This window comes from Serratia proteamaculans (genome assembly GCF_949794035.1).
GTDB lineage: Bacteria > Pseudomonadota > Gammaproteobacteria > Enterobacterales > Enterobacteriaceae > Serratia > Serratia proteamaculans.
The window spans coordinates 1438716-1455151 of sequence record NZ_OX461105.1 but is presented as its reverse complement, the minus strand read 5'-3'; the positions used below and the strand labels follow the sequence as shown (position 1 = coordinate 1455151).

General features: G+C 55.4%; 17 protein-coding genes. 13 read left to right on the top strand and 4 right to left on the bottom strand.

The annotated features are described in order from the left end of the window. Positions 1-18: 18 nt before the first annotated feature. The gene (locus QOT07_RS06840) at positions 19-948 is read right to left on the bottom strand and encodes a LysR substrate-binding domain-containing protein (protein ID WP_261283939.1); all 930 of its coding nucleotides are present in this window, start codon (positions 946-948) and stop codon (positions 19-21) included. A 118-nt stretch (positions 949-1066) separates the two neighbouring features. Here QOT07_RS06840 and QOT07_RS06835 point away from each other — a divergent pair, with 118 nt between their 5' ends. Further along, on the top strand, positions 1067-2221 hold the full coding sequence (locus QOT07_RS06835) for a pyridoxal phosphate-dependent aminotransferase (RefSeq protein ID WP_261415573.1): 1155 nt from the start codon (positions 1067-1069) through the stop codon (positions 2219-2221). A gap of 41 nt (positions 2222-2262) precedes the next feature. After that, complete coding sequence (locus QOT07_RS06830; protein WP_261427157.1) at positions 2263-3042, top strand: ABC transporter substrate-binding protein; 780 nt, start codon at positions 2263-2265, stop codon at positions 3040-3042. 521 nt (positions 3043-3563) lie between these two features. Here QOT07_RS06830 and ddlA read toward each other — a convergent pair. Further along, complete coding sequence (gene ddlA / locus QOT07_RS06825) at positions 3564-4667, bottom strand: D-alanine--D-alanine ligase (RefSeq protein WP_099065214.1); 1104 nt, start codon at positions 4665-4667, stop codon at positions 3564-3566. 169 nt (positions 4668-4836) lie between these two features. On the opposite strand from ddlA, the gene QOT07_RS06820 reads away from it, so the two are divergent. From QOT07_RS06820 to QOT07_RS06805, 4 genes are all read left to right on the top strand, one after another. Beyond that, positions 4837-5040 carry a ParD-like family protein gene (locus QOT07_RS06820; RefSeq protein ID WP_099065213.1) on the top strand — a complete coding sequence of 68 codons (204 nt, stop codon included), beginning with the start codon at positions 4837-4839 and terminating at the stop codon, positions 5038-5040. Continuing rightward, positions 5037-5831, top strand: a complete 795-nt coding sequence (gene map, locus QOT07_RS06815) for a type I methionyl aminopeptidase (protein ID WP_283602771.1) — start codon at positions 5037-5039, stop codon at positions 5829-5831. Before QOT07_RS06820 ends, map begins: the two co-directional genes overlap by 4 nt. Before the next feature lie 117 nt (positions 5832-5948). Then, entirely contained in the window at positions 5949-7667 is a 1719-nt protein-coding gene (dld, locus tag QOT07_RS06810) for a D-lactate dehydrogenase (protein WP_283602770.1), read from the top strand. A 385-nt stretch (positions 7668-8052) separates the two neighbouring features. Continuing rightward, positions 8053-8904: a DMT family transporter gene (locus QOT07_RS06805; protein ID WP_099065210.1), complete on the top strand. Its 852-nt coding sequence runs from the start codon at positions 8053-8055 to the stop codon at positions 8902-8904. A gap of 54 nt (positions 8905-8958) precedes the next feature. Here the strand turns inward: QOT07_RS06805 and QOT07_RS06800 are convergent, their stop codons facing one another. After that, the gene (locus QOT07_RS06800) at positions 8959-9549 is read right to left on the bottom strand and encodes a Yip1 family protein (RefSeq protein ID WP_099065209.1); all 591 of its coding nucleotides are present in this window, start codon (positions 9547-9549) and stop codon (positions 8959-8961) included. Between the two features lie 204 nt (positions 9550-9753). On the opposite strand from QOT07_RS06800, the gene QOT07_RS06795 reads away from it, so the two are divergent. From QOT07_RS06795 to QOT07_RS06770, 6 genes are all read left to right on the top strand, one after another. Further along, positions 9754-10224, top strand: coding sequence for an acyltransferase (locus QOT07_RS06795; protein WP_283602769.1), 471 nt, complete (start codon positions 9754-9756; stop codon positions 10222-10224). Next, the gene (locus QOT07_RS06790) at positions 10221-10763 is read left to right on the top strand and encodes a GNAT family N-acetyltransferase (RefSeq protein WP_099065207.1); all 543 of its coding nucleotides are present in this window, start codon (positions 10221-10223) and stop codon (positions 10761-10763) included. Before QOT07_RS06795 ends, QOT07_RS06790 begins: the two co-directional genes overlap by 4 nt. Before the next feature lie 104 nt (positions 10764-10867). After that, positions 10868-11704 carry a DUF1460 domain-containing protein gene (locus QOT07_RS06785; protein WP_283602768.1) on the top strand — a complete coding sequence of 279 codons (837 nt, stop codon included), beginning with the start codon at positions 10868-10870 and terminating at the stop codon, positions 11702-11704. A 133-nt stretch (positions 11705-11837) separates the two neighbouring features. Next, the gene (locus QOT07_RS06780; RefSeq protein WP_099065205.1) at positions 11838-12650 is read left to right on the top strand and encodes a MetQ/NlpA family lipoprotein; all 813 of its coding nucleotides are present in this window, start codon (positions 11838-11840) and stop codon (positions 12648-12650) included. A 155-nt stretch (positions 12651-12805) separates the two neighbouring features. After that, the gene (locus QOT07_RS06775) at positions 12806-13258 is read left to right on the top strand and encodes a type II toxin-antitoxin system PemK/MazF family toxin (RefSeq protein WP_283602767.1); all 453 of its coding nucleotides are present in this window, start codon (positions 12806-12808) and stop codon (positions 13256-13258) included. Positions 13259-13488: 230 nt separating this feature from the next. Further along, complete coding sequence (locus QOT07_RS06770; RefSeq protein WP_283602765.1) at positions 13489-14514, top strand: MerR family transcriptional regulator; 1026 nt, start codon at positions 13489-13491, stop codon at positions 14512-14514. Positions 14515-14520: 6 nt separating this feature from the next. On the opposite strand, the gene QOT07_RS06765 is transcribed toward QOT07_RS06770, so the two are convergent. Then, the gene (locus QOT07_RS06765; RefSeq protein ID WP_261415567.1) at positions 14521-15399 is read right to left on the bottom strand and encodes a LysR family transcriptional regulator; all 879 of its coding nucleotides are present in this window, start codon (positions 15397-15399) and stop codon (positions 14521-14523) included. A gap of 98 nt (positions 15400-15497) precedes the next feature. Between QOT07_RS06765 and QOT07_RS06760 the strand changes: the two genes are divergently transcribed. Further along, positions 15498-16427, top strand: coding sequence for a DMT family transporter (locus tag QOT07_RS06760; RefSeq protein WP_232519147.1), 930 nt, complete (start codon positions 15498-15500; stop codon positions 16425-16427). Positions 16428-16436 lie beyond the last annotated feature (9 nt).

Sequence of the window (16436 nt, the reverse complement as noted above, 5' to 3'; positions counted from 1 at the left end):
AATTTGTAATGTTAAAAGTTACAAGCTGTTAGCGAAGGCCGGTCGATAGTTTTGCAGCCTGGCGCGGCTTTGTTCCGCTTCATCACTGAGGAAATTGACCAGTTCGGTTAATGCCTGCGGCACCACCGCCCGTTCAGGATAGACCAAATAGTAAGCCGCACCGCTGACCACGCTGAGCGGGAACGGTGTGACCACACGCCGCGCCTGAATATCTTCTTCCAGCAGGCACAGATCGCCGATGGCAATACCAAAGCCTTGCAGCGCGGCGCTCATCGCCAGATCGAGCGTATCGAAATGCTGCGCCTTGCCGGATGGCAATGCCTCGAACCCCGCCGCCTTCAGCCACAGCAACCAGTCGCGGCGATCGCGCGTGGGATGCAACAGGGTTTTCTCCGCCAGATCGGCTGGCGTGGGTGGGCGTGACAAATCGGGCAAATAAGATGGCGTGCAGACCGGCGTCAGGATTTCATCGAACAGATGATGAACCCGCAATTTTTTGGCCTGTGGCTGGCCGAACACCACCGCGGCATCAAAATGTTCTGCGCCAAAATCCAGCCCGTGCGATACCGAAGCGGTTAGCTCAATATGCATTTCCGGCCGTTCATTTTGCAGCCGGATAATACGCGGCAGCACCCAACGCATGGCACAGGTCGGGCATTTGATCCGCAAGGTACCCGGCTGCGCCCCGACTCGCGCCAATGCTTCATCCAACTGCCCAAGCGCCTGCTGCACCGGAGCCAGCAGCATCGCGCCCTGTGGAGTCAGCGTCAGGCCGCGCGCCCGGCGGCTAAATAAAGGGTAGCCCAGATGCTGCTCCAGCCCGAGGATCTGTCGGCTGACCGCGCCCTGTGTTAGATGCAGGCTCTGAGCGGCATGGGTGAAATTAAGCCGTTGCGCCACCACCACAAAGGTTTTCAGCACGTCTAGGGAAGGTAAGGACATTGACATAACGGCCTCTCAAGCCATGATCTGGATGCATGGCGAGTATGACAAACTTTCCCTTGTTGGCCTACCCTCAGTGATGCTTAATCAAACCATACTTCCCCTGTTTCCCCTGGAGCCACTCATGCAGAGCGCCTGCTCACACCGCTCGAAGTTGCCGGACGTCGGCACCACGATTTTCACCGTTATCGGCCAGCTCAGCGCCGAACATCAGGCCCTGAATCTGTCGCAGGGGGCACCGAACTTCGCCTGTGAACCTCAATTGGTTGAAGCGGTGGCGCAAGCCATGCGCGCAGGTCATAACCAATACGCACCGATGAGCGGCGTGGCGGCATTACGTACCGCGCTGGCAGACAAATTTGAACGATTGTATGGCGCGCGCTATGACGCCGACGAAGAAATCACGGTCATTGCCAGCGCCAGCGAAGGATTGTATTCCGCCATCAGCGCGCTGGTGCATCCGGGCGATGAGGTGATTTATTTCGAACCGGCGTTCGACAGCTATGCGCCGATCGTACGCTTGCAAGGCGCAACACCGGTAGCGATCAAACTGTCGCTGCAGGACCTGCATATTGACTGGGACGAAGTCGCCGCCGCCATCAACAGCAAAACGCGGATGATCATCGTTAACAGCCCGCACAACCCGACCGGCAGCGTATTCGGCGAACATGATATTGAACGTCTGACCGCCCTGACGCGCAATACCGATATCGTCATCCTGTCCGACGAGGTCTACGAACACGTGGTGTTCGACGGTGATATTCACCACAGCATGGCACGCCACCCTCAGTTGGCTGAACGCAGCGTGATCGTTTCGTCGTTTGGCAAAACCTACCACGTGACCGGCTGGCGCGTCGGTTACTGCATGGCACCGGCGGCGCTGATGGACGAAATCCGCAAGGTGCACCAGTTTATGGTGTTTTCCGCCGATACGCCGATGCAGTACGCCTTCGCCGAAGCGCTGGGCAACCCGCAAAGTTATCTGGGACTGGCGGCCTTCTATCAGCAGAAACGTGATTTACTGGCGAGCGCGCTGCAAGATTCACGCTTTGAATTACTGCCCAGCCGTGGCAGTTTCTTTATGCTGGCCCGCTTTAGCGGTTTCAGCAGCGAAAGTGACAATGACTTTGCGGTGCGTCTGATCCGTGAGGCCAAGGTCGCGACTATCCCGCTGTCGGCGTTTTACAGCGACGGCACTGATACCGGCATCATCCGACTGAGTTTTTCTAAAGATAATGAGACCCTGCTGGAAGGCGCACGCCGTCTGTGTCAGGTATAACGCATTTATTTTTGCTTTGACCATGGGAAAAGGGCTCGACTATGAAATCACTGAAAACGTTGATCGCCGCAGGCTGCCTGCTGGCCGCCGGTTCCACGCTGGCGGCGGAAAATACCCTGCGCTTCGGCCTGGAAGCGCTGTATCCCCCGTTCGAATCCAAATCTGCCAGCGGTAAGCTGGAAGGCTTTGATATCGATCTGGGCAACGCGGTGTGTGCCGCCGCCCAGTTAAAATGCAGTTGGGTCGAAACCTCGTTCGACAGCCTGATCCCGGCGCTAAAGGCACGCAAGTTCGACGCCATCAACTCGGCGATGAACGTCACCGACCAGCGTCGTCAGGCGATAGACTTTACCGATTCAATCTATCAGGTGCCGAACCGCCTGATCGCCAAGGCCGACAGCGGCTTGCTACCAAACGCCACCTCGCTGGCGGGCAAACACGTTGGCGTGTTGCAAGGCTCGATTCAGGAAACTTACGCCAAGGCCCACTGGGCACCGCAGGGTGTAGACGTGGTGTCCTATCAGGATCAGAACCAGGCTTATCTCGACCTGACTGCCGGGCGTCTCGACGCGACGCTGGTCATGGCACCGTCAGGGCAAAGCGGTTTTCTGGCGCACCCTGACGGCAAAGGTTTCGCCTTTGTCGGCGATGCAGTCAGCGACGACAAGATCCTCGGTGAGGGCATTGCCTTCGGTCTGCGTAAGGGTGATGACGCCCTGAAGAAAAAGCTGAATGAGGCGATCGTAAAAGTGAAACAGCAAGGCACCGTGGGTGAGCTGGCGAAGAAGTATTTTGGCGATATTGATGTGACAGTGAAGTAAGAAATCAGCTTCAAAAAAGAGCTGAGTGGTTAACTCAGCTCTTGATTAAGTTCCCGCCATTTCCCTATGGACGACGAGTCAGTTGCTTGATGACAACGATAATTTGCAAACAGACAAGAACTGTCTGTAACGTCAATAGAACCAGACTTGCAGTTATCACTTTACACACTCCTTGTGACGGAGGGTGCGCACTTCACCGTAATTGCTCTTGGGTAGCCCCTTACGGTGAGTACCCGTTGGATGACAAGTACATGCAGCACACCTTTGGGTGGGAGCAAACCGGACAGCACCACCCGTATCCAGTTGGGACCAATGGAAATCGTTTGTGATTCACCACCCGTCTTGCACTACTCCGACACACCTGTCATCATCATTGATTATAAAGCAGGCTGCACAATTTGTAATCAAACAAAACACCGGGTACACTGAAAAGCGGATGACAAGTACATGCAATACTGCTCTCTTTCAGAGCCGAAAATAGAAGAACCAGGCCACCAACCTGGTTCTTTTTTTATGCCCGTTTACCGATCAAACACCGAGCTGTTCAGCGCACGGTCCTGCTGATGACGCTCCAGCGCCAGTTCAATCAGGCGGGTGATCAGTTGGCTGTAGCTGACGCCACTGGCGGCCCACAGTTTGGGATACATGCTGATATTGGTGAAGCCCGGCAGCGTGTTGATTTCGTTGATTACCACGTTGTTGTCTGGCGTCAGGAACACGTCGACACGCGCCAGACCGAAACACTCGAGCGCCCGGAATGCTTTCAGCGCTACATCGCGGATTTTATCACTCACTTCCGGCGTAATCGCCGCCGGCACTATCACCTGAGCGCCCTGCTCATTGATGTATTTGGTGTCGTAGGAATAGAAGGCGTCGCTCAGTACGATTTCGCCACACAGGCTGGCCTGAGGTTCATCGTTACCCAATACCGCGCACTCGATCTCACGGCCGACAATCGCCGATTCCACCAGCACTTTATGATCGAAGCTGAACGCCAGCGCCACCGCAGCCTCATAGCCGGCGCGATCCTGCACCTTGCTGACCCCTACCGAAGAGCCCTGGTTCGCCGGTTTCACAAACAGCGGCAGCCCCAGGCGTTCACTGAGTTGTTCAAAACTGTATTTAGCGCGGTTGTTGCGCGTCAGCGTCACAAAAGGCGCCACCGCCAACCCGGCATCACGCAACAGGCGTTTGGTGACGTCTTTGTCCATGCTAACCGCTGAACCCAGCACGCCGGCACCGACAAACGGCAGGTTGGCCATCCGCAACAGTCCCTGCAACGAACCGTCTTCCCCCAGCGTGCCATGCACAATGGGGAACACCACATCGAGCTGGCCCAGCGCACCGGCGTTGCCTGACTCGATCAACTGCTGCTTTTCCTGGCCGGGGATCAGCGCCACATTTTTATTTGAGCGGTTCAAGGCAATCAGCGCCGGGTTTTCCGCATTCAGCAGGTAATTGGACGCATCGTTAATGTGCCATTGCCCCTGCTTGTCGATCCCCAGCAGCGTGACGTCAAACTTGTCTTTGTCGATTGCATCCACAATGTTTTTTGCCGACTGCAGCGAAACCTCATGCTCCGCCGATTTACCGCCAAAGATCACCCCAACACGTAATTTGCTCACGCCCTAAATCCTTCTGAAAAATCAGTGCAAAAAAGTCGTTTATCACAATAAACGCATTGCCCGACGGCGGCAATCCTTGTGACCCGGAATCTTCCTATGCCACAGAAAGCAAAATTCGCACCATCCAAACCATATACACTTCGTATATAAATCGCTTATGGAGCAGCCTATGGGCATAGTAAAAATTTCAGACGCGCTGCATGACGATCTGCGCCTCGCCAGTTTGACGATGACGCGCTCGATCAACGCGCAGGCGGAATACTGGATCAAAATCGGCATGTTGGCGGAGTTCCATCCGGAACTGACCTACCCGCAACTGGTAAAAAAAATGATGAAAGATAATGCACTGACCTTGAAGGAGATTATCGGGTGAAAGAGATTGTGATCAAAACGTCGGAAGAGATTGCCAAAATGCGTCACTCTGGCGCCCTGCTGGCGCAGGTATTTGCTATGCTCGATAAGGTGATTGTCGAGGGCATCTCCACCATGGAGATCAACGACCGCGCCGAGGCCTTTATCGTCAATGAGCTGAAATCGCGCCCGGCCAGCAAAGGGCAGTACGATTTTCCTTATGTGCTCAATACGTCGATTGACGACGTAATCTGCCACGGCATTCCGTCGGTCAGCAAAATTCTGCGTTCCGGCATGATCGTTAACGTCGACATCACACTGGAAAACGACGGCTACATCGCCGACTCCAGCAAGATGTACTGCATCGGCCAGACCACACCGCTGGCCAAGCGGTTGGTGAATAACGTGTATGAATCGCTGTGGCAAGGCATCCGGGTGGTTAAGCCAGGGGCGACATTGGGCGACATCGGCCATGCGATTCAGCAGCACGCCGAACAGGCCGGCTACAGCATCGTGCGTGAATACTGCGGTCACGGCATCGGCCGGGATATGCACGAAGAGCCGGCGGTACTGCACTTTGGCCAGCCGGGTACCGGCATGGTGCTGCAGGAAGGCATGGTGTTTACCATCGAACCCATGATTAACCAGGGCGACCACCGGATTAAGCAAAAGAAAGACGGTTGGACGGTGGTGACTCGCGACAAAAAGCTGTCGGCCCAATGGGAGCACACCGTGGCCGTCACCGCCGACGGCGTGGAAATCCTGACGCTGCGTGAAGAAGAGCGCCAGGCCGGTTACGCGGATAACTACTAAGTTAATAAGCTATTAGGCTGGCAAGTTAATAAACCATTAAATGATTACCCTACCAATTTCAGGTTGCCGCCAACAACGCGCGGCTTGAAAGACGACGGGTACCACAGGGAGATCGGCATGACGCAGTCCACCAGCGCGACCCACCAGGCGTTTCTCAATCAGCTCAAAAGTATCGTCGGCGGCCCGCAGTTGCTGACCGGCGAACGTAGCACCGAACGTTATCGCAAAGGCTTCCGCTCTGGGGTTGGTCAGGCGCTGGCGGTGGTGTTCCCGACGCGCCTGTTGCAACTGTGGCAACTGCTGGAGGCCTGCGTCGCCGCCGACAAAATTGTCATCATGCAGGCGGCGAACACCGGTCTGACCGAGGGTTCAACGCCCAGCGGCAATGACTACGACCGTGATGTCGTCATTATCAGCACCCTGCGGCTCGATCACGTGCAGGTGCTGGACAACGGCAAACAGGTGGTCGGTTTCCCAGGCAGTACCCTCAATCAGTTGGAAAAACTCCTGAAGCCCTATGGGCGCGAGCCACATTCGGTGATCGGTTCCTCCTGTATCGGCGCTTCGGTGATCGGTGGCGTGTGCAACAACTCCGGCGGCTCGCTGGTCAAGCGCGGACCGGCCTATACCGAAATGGCGCTGTACGCCCAGTTGGGTGAAGACGGCCAACTGCGGCTGGTGAACCATTTGGGGATTAAACTCGGCGATACGCCGGAGGAGATCCTCACCCGCTTGGAAAAAGGTGACTATCGCCCGGAAGATGTCGAGCACAGCGAGCTGCGTGCTTCCGACAACGAATATGCCAGCCGGGTGCGCGACGTCGATGCCGATACTCCATCCCGATTCAATGCCGATAAACGCCGTCTGTTCGAAGCCTCCGGCTGTGCCGGCAAGCTGGCGGTATTTGCCGTGCGGCTGGACACCTTTGAGAAAGAAGGTAAAGAGCAGGTGTTTTATATCGGCACCAACAACACCGCCGTCTTAACCGAACTGCGTCGTCATATGCTCAGCCAATTCGACAACCTGCCGGTGGCCGGCGAGTACATGCACCGGGATATTTTTGATATCGCTGAAGTGTACGGCAAAGATACCTTTATGATGATCGACAAACTGGGCACCGATCAGATGCCCAGTTTTTTCACCCTGAAAGGCCGCATGGACGCCAGCCTCAACAAGCTGCCGCTGCTGCCGCACAACCTGACCGATCGGCTGATGCAGGGGCTTAGCCATCTGGCCCCCAGCCACCTGCCGAAACGGATGAAAGAGTACCGCGAACGCTTTGAACATCACCTGCTGCTGAAAATGGCCGGTCCGGGCGTTGAAGAAGCGCAGCAGTACCTGAACCAGTACTTTGCCCAGGCCGATGGCGAGTTCTTCGCCTGCACCCCGGACGAAGGCAAAAAAGCCTTCCTGCACCGTTTTGCCGCCGCCGGTGCTGCCGTGCGTTACCATGCAGTGCATGCCGATAAAGTTGAAGATATTCTGGCGCTGGATATCGCGCTGCGCCGCAACGACACCGACTGGTTCGAAACCCTGCCGCCGGAAATCGATAGCCAACTGGTGCACAAGCTGTATTACGGCCACTTTATGTGCCACGTGTTCCATCAGGATTATGTGGTGAAAAAAGGCGTCGACAGCCATGCGCTGAAAGAAAAAATGCTGGCGATCCTCGACCAGCGCGGCGCGGAGTACCCGGCGGAACATAACGTCGGCCACCTCTACCCGGCCAAGCCCGATCTGCAGGCGTTCTACCGCTCTGCCGACCCGACCAACAGCTTTAACCCGGGCCTGGGCAAAACCAGCAAGCGCAAACACTGGGCCGACAATAACCAGTAATGTTATTTCTTTCAGCCAGTGCCCCCGTCATTCGGGGGCCAGGCCACTGGCCGGATACTTTGTTAGTTTTATGTTGCACAGCCCACTGGATTTCACTATCTTGGAATAGTTAATCACTCCCTGCGTTCAGGAATATCAATGACTCAGTTTGCGCACATGAAAGATCCTGCGAACACGTGCCTTCCGGCCGTCGTTCTGCTGTGCGCATCCTCTGCCCCACCCGCCGTTTTCTCTGTCGTCTCTGCGGTTGCTGCTTACCCGCCACGCTCTGTGGTTGTGCGCTAAGCCAAACCGAATTCTCACCTCCAGCTTTAATTGATTTACGTTCAGGCGAAGACCGCCGGGCGTACTGGAGTTTGTTACTTTCACGACAGGTGAAAACCAAATGCGATTTATTTCCCAATGGGCCAACGCCGGCCTGGCAACGCTATTCGTCCTGCTCTGGAGCAGCGGCGCTATTTTCTCTCGCTGGGGACTGGAGCATGCCTCCGCCTTTGCCTTTTTGTTCTTCCGTTGCGCTATCGCGCTGGCACTGCTATTGGCGATCGGCCTGTGGCAACGGCAATGCCTGCCCGTGCCCGGCACCCGCCGCCGCGTGGCGCTGATCGGGCTGCTGATGATCGGCAGTTACCAGATATGTTATCTGTTGGCGTTGGAACAGGGCATTACTCCCGGCGTATTGGCGACGCTGCTTGGCGTTCAGCCGATCCTCACTCAGTTCATTACCGAACGCCGCTGTTCCGGGCTGCGCGGCCTTGGGCTGCTGCTGGCGATGGCTGGGTTAACGCTGGTGGTGTATCAAAGCCTGATGATTGCGCATTTTTCGCTGCTCGGCATGCTGTGTGCCTTTGTCGCGCTGGGTTGCATGACCGCCGGTACGCTGCTGCAAAAAGGCCTGGCCCAAGCGCCGCTGGCCGTGTTGCCGTTGCAGTACGCCGTCGGGTTGTTGATGTGTACGCTGGTGTTACCCTTTGAACCACTGCGGGTCGATTGGAGTGCAGCATTTATCGTACCGCTGCTGTGGATGGCGGTAGTGATTTCGGTGTTGGCGACCTTTTTGCTGTACCGGCTGATCCAACGCGGCAATCTGGTGCAAGTCACCAGCCTGTTTTACCTGATCCCGGCGGTAACCGCCCTGCTCGACTACCTGCTGCTCGGCCACGCGCTGGCTGCCGTTAGCATGCTGGGAATGGCGGCGATTCTGCTTGGCGTGATGCTGGTATTTCGCCAATCCTGAATAGCAAAAGCCCCTCACGCCAGACCGGCGTGAGGGGCTTTATCAAAACAGATTTCAGAACAACCAGGAACCATACCCCCACAGCAGTACCGTGACCCCAAGCAGCAGCTCAAGCAACAGGATACCGATGGCAAAGGTGGAGCTGGAGAAGATAAACCCTTCCTTACTGTCAATATTCAGGAAGTGCGGGATGCCCAGATTCAGCAGATAGCCCGAATAGCACAGGCCAATCACGCCAACAAACAGACACAGCCACACGACGGGATAAAGCGCCACAATACCGCTGAGGAACATCGGGGTTGCGATATAACCGGCAAACACCATGCAGCGATGCAGACTAGGGCGCACTTCATAACGCCTTGCCATCCAGTGGATCACTTTCCCCATAATGGCTACACCCGCCAGCATCAACAGGTAAAAAGCGACCGCGGTATAGGATGCGGTGAACATATCGAGCCGGATAGCCTGTCCTTCGCCGGAGAGCCAGCCCAGTTGGGTGGTGCCGATAAAGGCACAGACTACCGGGATCAACGCCAGCAACAGCACATGGTGGGTGTAAAGGTGCGAGACGCTTTCGTTCTCGCTTTTAATGTGTTCGAACTCGGTGCTTGGATGCGCCAGAAGTCCCCAAACATGACTAACCATGAGACACCTCCTTCATCGCCGTAGGTCGCGATCGGCGAACGAATTTACCCCTCTGACGGATTGCTAACCGTACGAGGATTGCGGCCACGGGGCTCTCTCCCCTGTACTAATTATAGTCTTTCGCTGAAAAAGCGTTCGGAAAGCACAGACGTGGCGACAGTTTGTTTTATAATTCCCCCCTGCGTCACTGCCGTGAGGAATGTCATGTCATCCGCCATTCGTGTTCTTCAGGCCGGTATTGTCGATGTCGACGCCGGTCAAAATGTCACCGTCGTTCAGCCCTGTAATCTGTATGGCTGTAAACTTGGCGATGGGGTATTTGTCGGTCCCTTTGTCGAGATCCAGAAAAACGTCAGCATTGGCGCCCGCAGCAAAATCCAGTCGCACAGTTTCATCTGTGAATATGTCATTATTGGCGCGGATTGCTTTATCGGCCACAACGTCACCTTCGCCAACGATCTGTTTAAAGATGGCGCCCCCAATGCCGACTCAACGAGTTGGGGTCGTACGCAGATTGGCGATCACGTTTCCATCGGCTCCGGTGCCACGGTTCTGTCGGTGAACATCTGCAGTGGTGCGGTGATTGGTGCCGGTGCGGTGGTCACCAAAAATATCACCCGTAAAGGGATCTATGCCGGGAACCCGGCGCGTTTGCTGAGGGAGCTTGCCCCATGAGCCAGGCGATCCAGATTGCCCCGGTCACCCGTTTACCCGACGGCTACCTGACCGGCTGTGACTTTAGCTTTCATATCGCCCACTACGCCCAGCCGGTGTTCGACGCGCCGATCGACAACTGGCCGCTGCTGCCGGTTACCCCCTTTCGCAAGAACTACCCGCTGGCCCCGTTCGTCAATGACGAAAGCGAAACCTTTCTGGCCCGCCATCGCGGCGAGCCGGTTGGCCACATCACGCTGAGCAATAACTGGAACGGTTACGCGCTGATTGAGGAAATTGTGGTCAGCGCTCACGTACGCCGTTTGGGTGTCGCCACCGCACTGCTGGAAACTGCGCGGCAATGGGCGCAACGTCAGGAAACCGCCGGGTTGATGCTGGAAACGCAGAATACCAATCTGCCCGCCTGCCGCTGCTACCAAAGCTTTGGGTTTATCCTCGGCGGCATCGACCACCTGTTGTATCGCGCCCAGCCGGATATCGCCGATCACGAGATCGCCCTGTTCTGGTACCTGCCGTTTAACAGTGAAATCGGTTATTAAGCGTTAGCCAAACGTTGAGGCTATGTTTAACTATTAACCACCCTGGCCATGGTGAGAACTGTTATCATTTGTATGATAACGTGCCGAAACCATTGGAGGGTAAAATGTACAAGGTTGTTTCATTGATATTGGCTATTGCGCTTAGCGGCTGTACCGATAAAATTCAGGTTGGGCAAACGCCTGAACCCATCACTACCCCACCAGCAGATCTCAAGGCCAGCATGGATAACCACACGTTAAACAAACTCAATCAGCTTCTCGCCCTGCGCGCCGCCGCGCCGACAGAGCAGCAGCAGGATAGCGCTCGCATGATCGATCTGCTGTCCCGGCCCTTCCTCGGTACGCCCTACGTTGCCAATATGCTGGTTGGCTCGCAGGATACGCCGGAAAAACTGGTGATCGACTTCCGCGGCCTGGACTGTTTTACCTATATTGATTATGTCGATGCCCTGCGCCAGGCTGAGAACCAGACAGACTTTGTCCAGCGGCTGATTAACATCCGCTACGCCAACGGCGATATCAACTTCCAGCACCGCAAACATTTCTTCAGCGATTGGTCGCATCAGGCAAAAACTAACGCAACGGACATCACCGCCACGCTTAGCCCACACACCGTAACGTTGGTGAAAAACCTGAACCAAAAAGCGGATGGCAGCAGCTATCTGCCGGGTCTGAAAAACGTTCAGCGCAGCATTACCTATCTGCCCAGCGATTTTATCGACGACAAGGTGCTGGCCCAGTTGCACACCGGCGATTACATCGGCATTTACACCCATCTGCCAGGGCTGGACGTCACCCATACCGGCATCTATATCATGACCGAAAACGGCCCGGTGCTGCGTAACGCCTCTTCGCGCAAAGAAAATATGCAGGTGGTGGACTCGCCCTTTATGGATTACGTGCTGGCCACGCCGGGCATCGTGGTACTGCGAGCAAAATAAAAGTGCGCGATAAAACTTCCTGTTATTAGCTAGAAGCCTTTGTGCTGAGCAAGCATTTGACTTCCCCACAGGTTCAGGCTTAGCTAACAGCACAAAACCAACTGATTTAATTGTTTTTTTCAGGGAGAAGTCGATGACTCAAAGCTGGCGTTTCACCCCTCTGCTGGCGGCTTTCGCCGCCGTACTGGCGCTGCAAGGCTGTGAACAAAAAACCGATCAGAATCATATCAAGGTCGGGGTAATCAACGGTGCAGAGCAGGACGTGGCGGAGGTTGCCAAACAGGTCGCGAAACAGAAGTACGGGCTGGAGGTTGAACTGGTCGGTTTCAGTGGTTCGCTGCTGCCCAACGACGCCACCGACAAAGGCGAGCTGGATGCCAACGTCTTCCAGCATCGGCCGTTCCTCGAACAGCAGAATAAAGATCACGGCTACAAGCTGGTCGCAGTGGGCAATACCTTCGTGTTCCCGATGGCCGGCTATTCGAAAAAAATCAAATCGCTGAAAGAGCTGCAGGACGGCGCGGTAATTGCCATCCCGCTGGATCCTACCAACCTCGGCCGTGCGCTGCTGCTGCTGGAAAAAACCGGTCTGATTACGCTCAAACAGGGTAAAGGACTGCTGCCGACTTCGCTGGATATTAGCGCCAACCCGCATAACTACAAGATTATGGAACTGGAGGGAGCGCAGTTGCCGCAGGTGCTGGACGATCCCAAAGTCACCGTGGCCGTCATCAGCACTACCTACATCAACCAGACCGGCCTGACGCCAACCAAAGACGGCATCTTCATCGAAGACAAGAACTCGCCGTACACCAATATCATCGTGACGCGTGAAGACAACAAGGATGCGCCGAACGTACAAAACTTCATCAAGGCCTACGAGTCGGATGAAGTGGCCAAAGCCGCCGAGAAAATCTTTAACGGCGGTGCCGTAAAAGGCTGGTAACTCAGCAGGTTGTTTGCGAGCTCTTGCGTAGGAGCTCGCATTTTTAATCTTCTCCTCCCATAGACTCCTACCAATCCCTTTCTCCGGCCTGGCAACAGACTCATTATTACCATTCAGTTCGGTCAGATAGTTTTTGCGTAACAAGGAGAGTTTATATGCCCATCAATTTTGCCCCTAAGGTCGGGGAAATACTCGAATGCAATTATGGCAATTATCCTGTACCCGTTGTCCCTACCCACTTGCCCCATTTTTATAATGGTCACATTCCACCTGAAATGGTGAAAAATCGACTTATCGTGGTACTCAATGGAAAAATCAACGGTAACGTTTGCATTATTGTACCGCTGTCGACCACCAAAGATATCAGCAAGCTTAGCCGGGGTATGCATATTGAGATTGCCGATGAAGTCATTGAAGACATGCGATTCTTTCATCCACAAACACGTTGGGCCAAAGGAGATCTGGTGCAACAGGTGAGCCGCCAACGTCTTAACAGGGCACGTAAGGAACGAGGATTTCTCATCCAATGCTTGCATCGAGAACTGGTTGCCGAGATACAACGAGCGGTAATCAAATCAATTAATGCTCGAAACATGGTGCTGGCATAACGCTCAATCTGTTGACAAAACAAGCAAACCAGATAAGATTACTGCCGTAGCCGAAAAGGCCCTTATGTTATACCTTCCCTTTAAGGGACCCGCAAAGCCCAGCCATACCGCTGGGCTTTTGCCATTCTGAGATACCGCAACTTCCCCCGAAAATATCCTCATCCCGCCTATTGACCCTCACGTCACGTCAGGCTTTAGTATTCCTGCACGCACAAGGGAGGAGCACACTCATGCAATTAAAAGTTGGCGAACTGGCCCGCCGTTCCGGCATCACCGTCAGGACGCTGCATTATTACGACAACATTGGTTTGCTGGTTCCTTCTGCGCGTTCCGACGCCGGGTATCGCTTATATAATCGGGCTGACATCACCCGCTTGCACCATATTCAGGCGCTGCGCCGCATGGGAGTTACGCTGGCGGAAGTCGGGGCAATTTTGGCTCGCTCAGGCATCGCACTGACCACGGTGATTGAGCAGCAAATTACCATGTTGGAGCAGCAACTGGTGCAGACCGCCGCGCTACGCGATCGTCTGCAGCATATGCATGCGCAGCTCACCGCCGGGGATGAACCGGAACTGAACGACTGGCTGACTACGTTGGAGTTAATGACCATGTACGATAAATATTTTACCGCAGACGAGCTGGCGCAACTGCCCTTCTATCAGGCCGATCCGCTACGTAATCAGGAATGGGGCGAACTGGTCAGCAGTATCCGTCAGTTGATCGACAGCGGGGTGGCACCGCAAGCACTGCAGGCGCAGGCTCTGGCCCGACGTTGGATGCTGATGCTGGAACGCGATACTGCGGGCAACCCGGCGTTCCTCACCCGGCTTAACGCCATGCATGCCGATGAACCCTCAATGCGCGAACAAACCGGTATCACCCCGGCGATGACTGACTATGTGACCCGGGCATTTGCCGAAACCAAGCTTTCGATCTATCAGAAATACCTGTCGGCAGAAGAATATGCCTATGTACGTCAACACTACTTTACCCGCCTGCAGGAATGGCCGGCGTTGATCGCCCAATTCCATCAGGCACTGAATGAGGGTGTGCCAGCAGAGTCCGGACAAGCAAGACAACTGGCGGCGCAATGGCTGGAACTGTTCCAGTCCTATGCCGGTACCGATCCTGCCACCCAAATGAAAATTCGCCAGGCTATGGAGCGGGAGCCAACGCTCACCGAGGGCACCTGGCTGACCCCGCCGTTGCTGCGTTATTTGCAGCAGGCGGTAGCACAGTTAATGCGCGGTTAAACCTACTCAGCTCAGGTTATCCACCAGCCGGGTGATACCCGGGACACCCGCGTAGCAGTCCAGCAAAAACGCCGTCACCGCGGCGATACCCGGTGCATGGCGAATGTCGTCATGCACCGTTAGCCAGATTTCACGTTGTAACGACTGCGCGGCTGCTAGAGGTGCAAGCCCCAATTCTTGCCCGACAAAATGCGGCAACAGCGCGATACCTGCACCGGCTGCCGCAGCCGCGGCCTGGATCATCAGATCGTTACTGCGCATAACCAGCGGCCGCTCTCCGGCTTGATCCTGCAGCCACTTCTGCTGCACAGAGGCCACCCGCTCATCGTGATAACCGATAAACCCCCGCTCCGCTTCCGGCGTCACCCGCAGATAGTTCGCATTGGCATACAGGCCAAACTCGACGGTACCCATTTTTCGCGTGACCAGGTCGCTTTCGCTGACGCGGCTAAGCCGAATGGCAATGTCCGCCTCACCACGCAGCAACGAAACGTTGGCCGTCTCCGCCAGCAGGATGAGTTGTAAATCCGGATAACGCCGCTGCAATTGGGCAATTCGCGGCGCGATCAGCTTGAGCCCCATCACCGGTGGCACACTTAGCGTCACCTCGCCCGCGACACCCTGTTGCCCATTAAGCGCGCTGCGGCTGATGGCAAAAGCGTTAAGCGTCATGCTGTCCCCCTGTGCCGCGATGCGTTGTCCATCGACGGTCAGCAAGTAGCTACGCGGACGGCGATCAACCAGTTTTAATGCCAGTGCCATCTCCAGGCTGGCGATTCGCCGGGCAACGGTGGCGTGATCAACCTTCAAACTGCGGGCCGCACCCGACAGCGATTTTTCACGGGCGAACACCATGAAATAGTGCAGATCTTCCCAATTGAACATGGGTGTTTTCTCACATCAACAGTGAACATATAGGGAGTATTACCGCGAAGGTTTAAGGCGCAAGCTATTTTCTGTTTATTTCGCCACCACAGGAAATCATGATGAAAAACTCGCTGCCGCTGGCCTATCTGGGCGTGATTATCGCCACCTTCTTCTGGGGCACCAACTTTAACGCCGGTGCCTATATCATCGCCCACCAGCCGCCGATCACCGCGTCGATTGAGCGTTTCAGCCTGGCGACGCTGGCACTCCTGCTGTTCTTCGGCCTGCGTGGGCAACTACGCCTCAGCACGTTGAAAAACAACTGGCCGGCTTATCTGGGGCTGGGTGTGCTGGGCTTTACGCTATTCAACCTGTGCACTTTTTTCGGCCTGCAATCCACCACGCCGATCAACGGTGCGCTGATCCTGGCCACTACGCCGCTGTGGACGCTGGTATTCGGCGTGATCTGGGAGAATGAAAAACTGAACGGTTCGCGTATTGCCGGTCTGTTAGCCGGTTTTATTGGCGTGGTATTGGTGATTACCAAAGGCCAGATCCAAACGCTGTTGCGGCTGGAAATCAGCCCCGGTGACGGCATTATTTTACTCGGCAGCCTGGCCTGGGCGTTGAATATGGTGGGCACCCGCCGACTGGTGCACAACGCCACCGCCATCGAAACCACCAGCTACTCGATGCTGTTCGGTACCCTGGCCCTGCTACCGCTGGGGTTTATCTTCGAAAACCCGCTGCAAAGCCTGGCCACCGCCAGCCTCAGCGTACACCTGGCCGTGGTTTATCTGGCGCTATGCGGTTCGCTGTTGGCCTATCTGTTGTGGTTCAACGGACTGGAAAAAATAGGTTCGGTTCGCACTGCGATTTTCTTTAATCTGGCGCCGGTTTTCACTATGTTGGTGGCGACACTCACCGGTACTGCCCCCAACGTCTGGCAACTGGCCGGCGCAGCCTGGGTGATCCTCGGCGTACTGTTAGCCTCCGGCGTATTAATGCGCCTGACACAACGACGATCGGCTAGCGAGCAACCATAGGTTTCTCTT

Coding starts and splice junctions, on each gene's coding strand:
- QOT07_RS06840 (WP_261283939.1), bottom strand. CDS start 948: ATGTCAATGTCCTTACCTTCCCTAGACGTGCTGAAAACCTTTGTGGTG.
- QOT07_RS06835 (WP_261415573.1), top strand. CDS start 1,067: ATGCAGAGCGCCTGCTCACACCGCTCGAAGTTGCCGGACGTCGGCACC.
- QOT07_RS06830 (WP_261427157.1), top strand. CDS start 2,263: ATGAAATCACTGAAAACGTTGATCGCCGCAGGCTGCCTGCTGGCCGCC.
- QOT07_RS06820 (WP_099065213.1), top strand. CDS start 4,837: ATGGGCATAGTAAAAATTTCAGACGCGCTGCATGACGATCTGCGCCTC.
- dld (WP_283602770.1), top strand. CDS start 5,949: ATGACGCAGTCCACCAGCGCGACCCACCAGGCGTTTCTCAATCAGCTC.
- QOT07_RS06805 (WP_099065210.1), top strand. CDS start 8,053: ATGCGATTTATTTCCCAATGGGCCAACGCCGGCCTGGCAACGCTATTC.
- QOT07_RS06800 (WP_099065209.1), bottom strand. CDS start 9,549: ATGGTTAGTCATGTTTGGGGACTTCTGGCGCATCCAAGCACCGAGTTC.
- QOT07_RS06795 (WP_283602769.1), top strand. CDS start 9,754: ATGTCATCCGCCATTCGTGTTCTTCAGGCCGGTATTGTCGATGTCGAC.
- QOT07_RS06790 (WP_099065207.1), top strand. CDS start 10,221: ATGAGCCAGGCGATCCAGATTGCCCCGGTCACCCGTTTACCCGACGGC.
- QOT07_RS06785 (WP_283602768.1), top strand. CDS start 10,868: ATGTACAAGGTTGTTTCATTGATATTGGCTATTGCGCTTAGCGGCTGT.
- QOT07_RS06780 (WP_099065205.1), top strand. CDS start 11,838: ATGACTCAAAGCTGGCGTTTCACCCCTCTGCTGGCGGCTTTCGCCGCC.
- QOT07_RS06775 (WP_283602767.1), top strand. CDS start 12,806: ATGCCCATCAATTTTGCCCCTAAGGTCGGGGAAATACTCGAATGCAAT.
- QOT07_RS06770 (WP_283602765.1), top strand. CDS start 13,489: ATGCAATTAAAAGTTGGCGAACTGGCCCGCCGTTCCGGCATCACCGTC.
- QOT07_RS06765 (WP_261415567.1), bottom strand. CDS start 15,399: ATGTTCAATTGGGAAGATCTGCACTATTTCATGGTGTTCGCCCGTGAA.
- QOT07_RS06760 (WP_232519147.1), top strand. CDS start 15,498: ATGATGAAAAACTCGCTGCCGCTGGCCTATCTGGGCGTGATTATCGCC.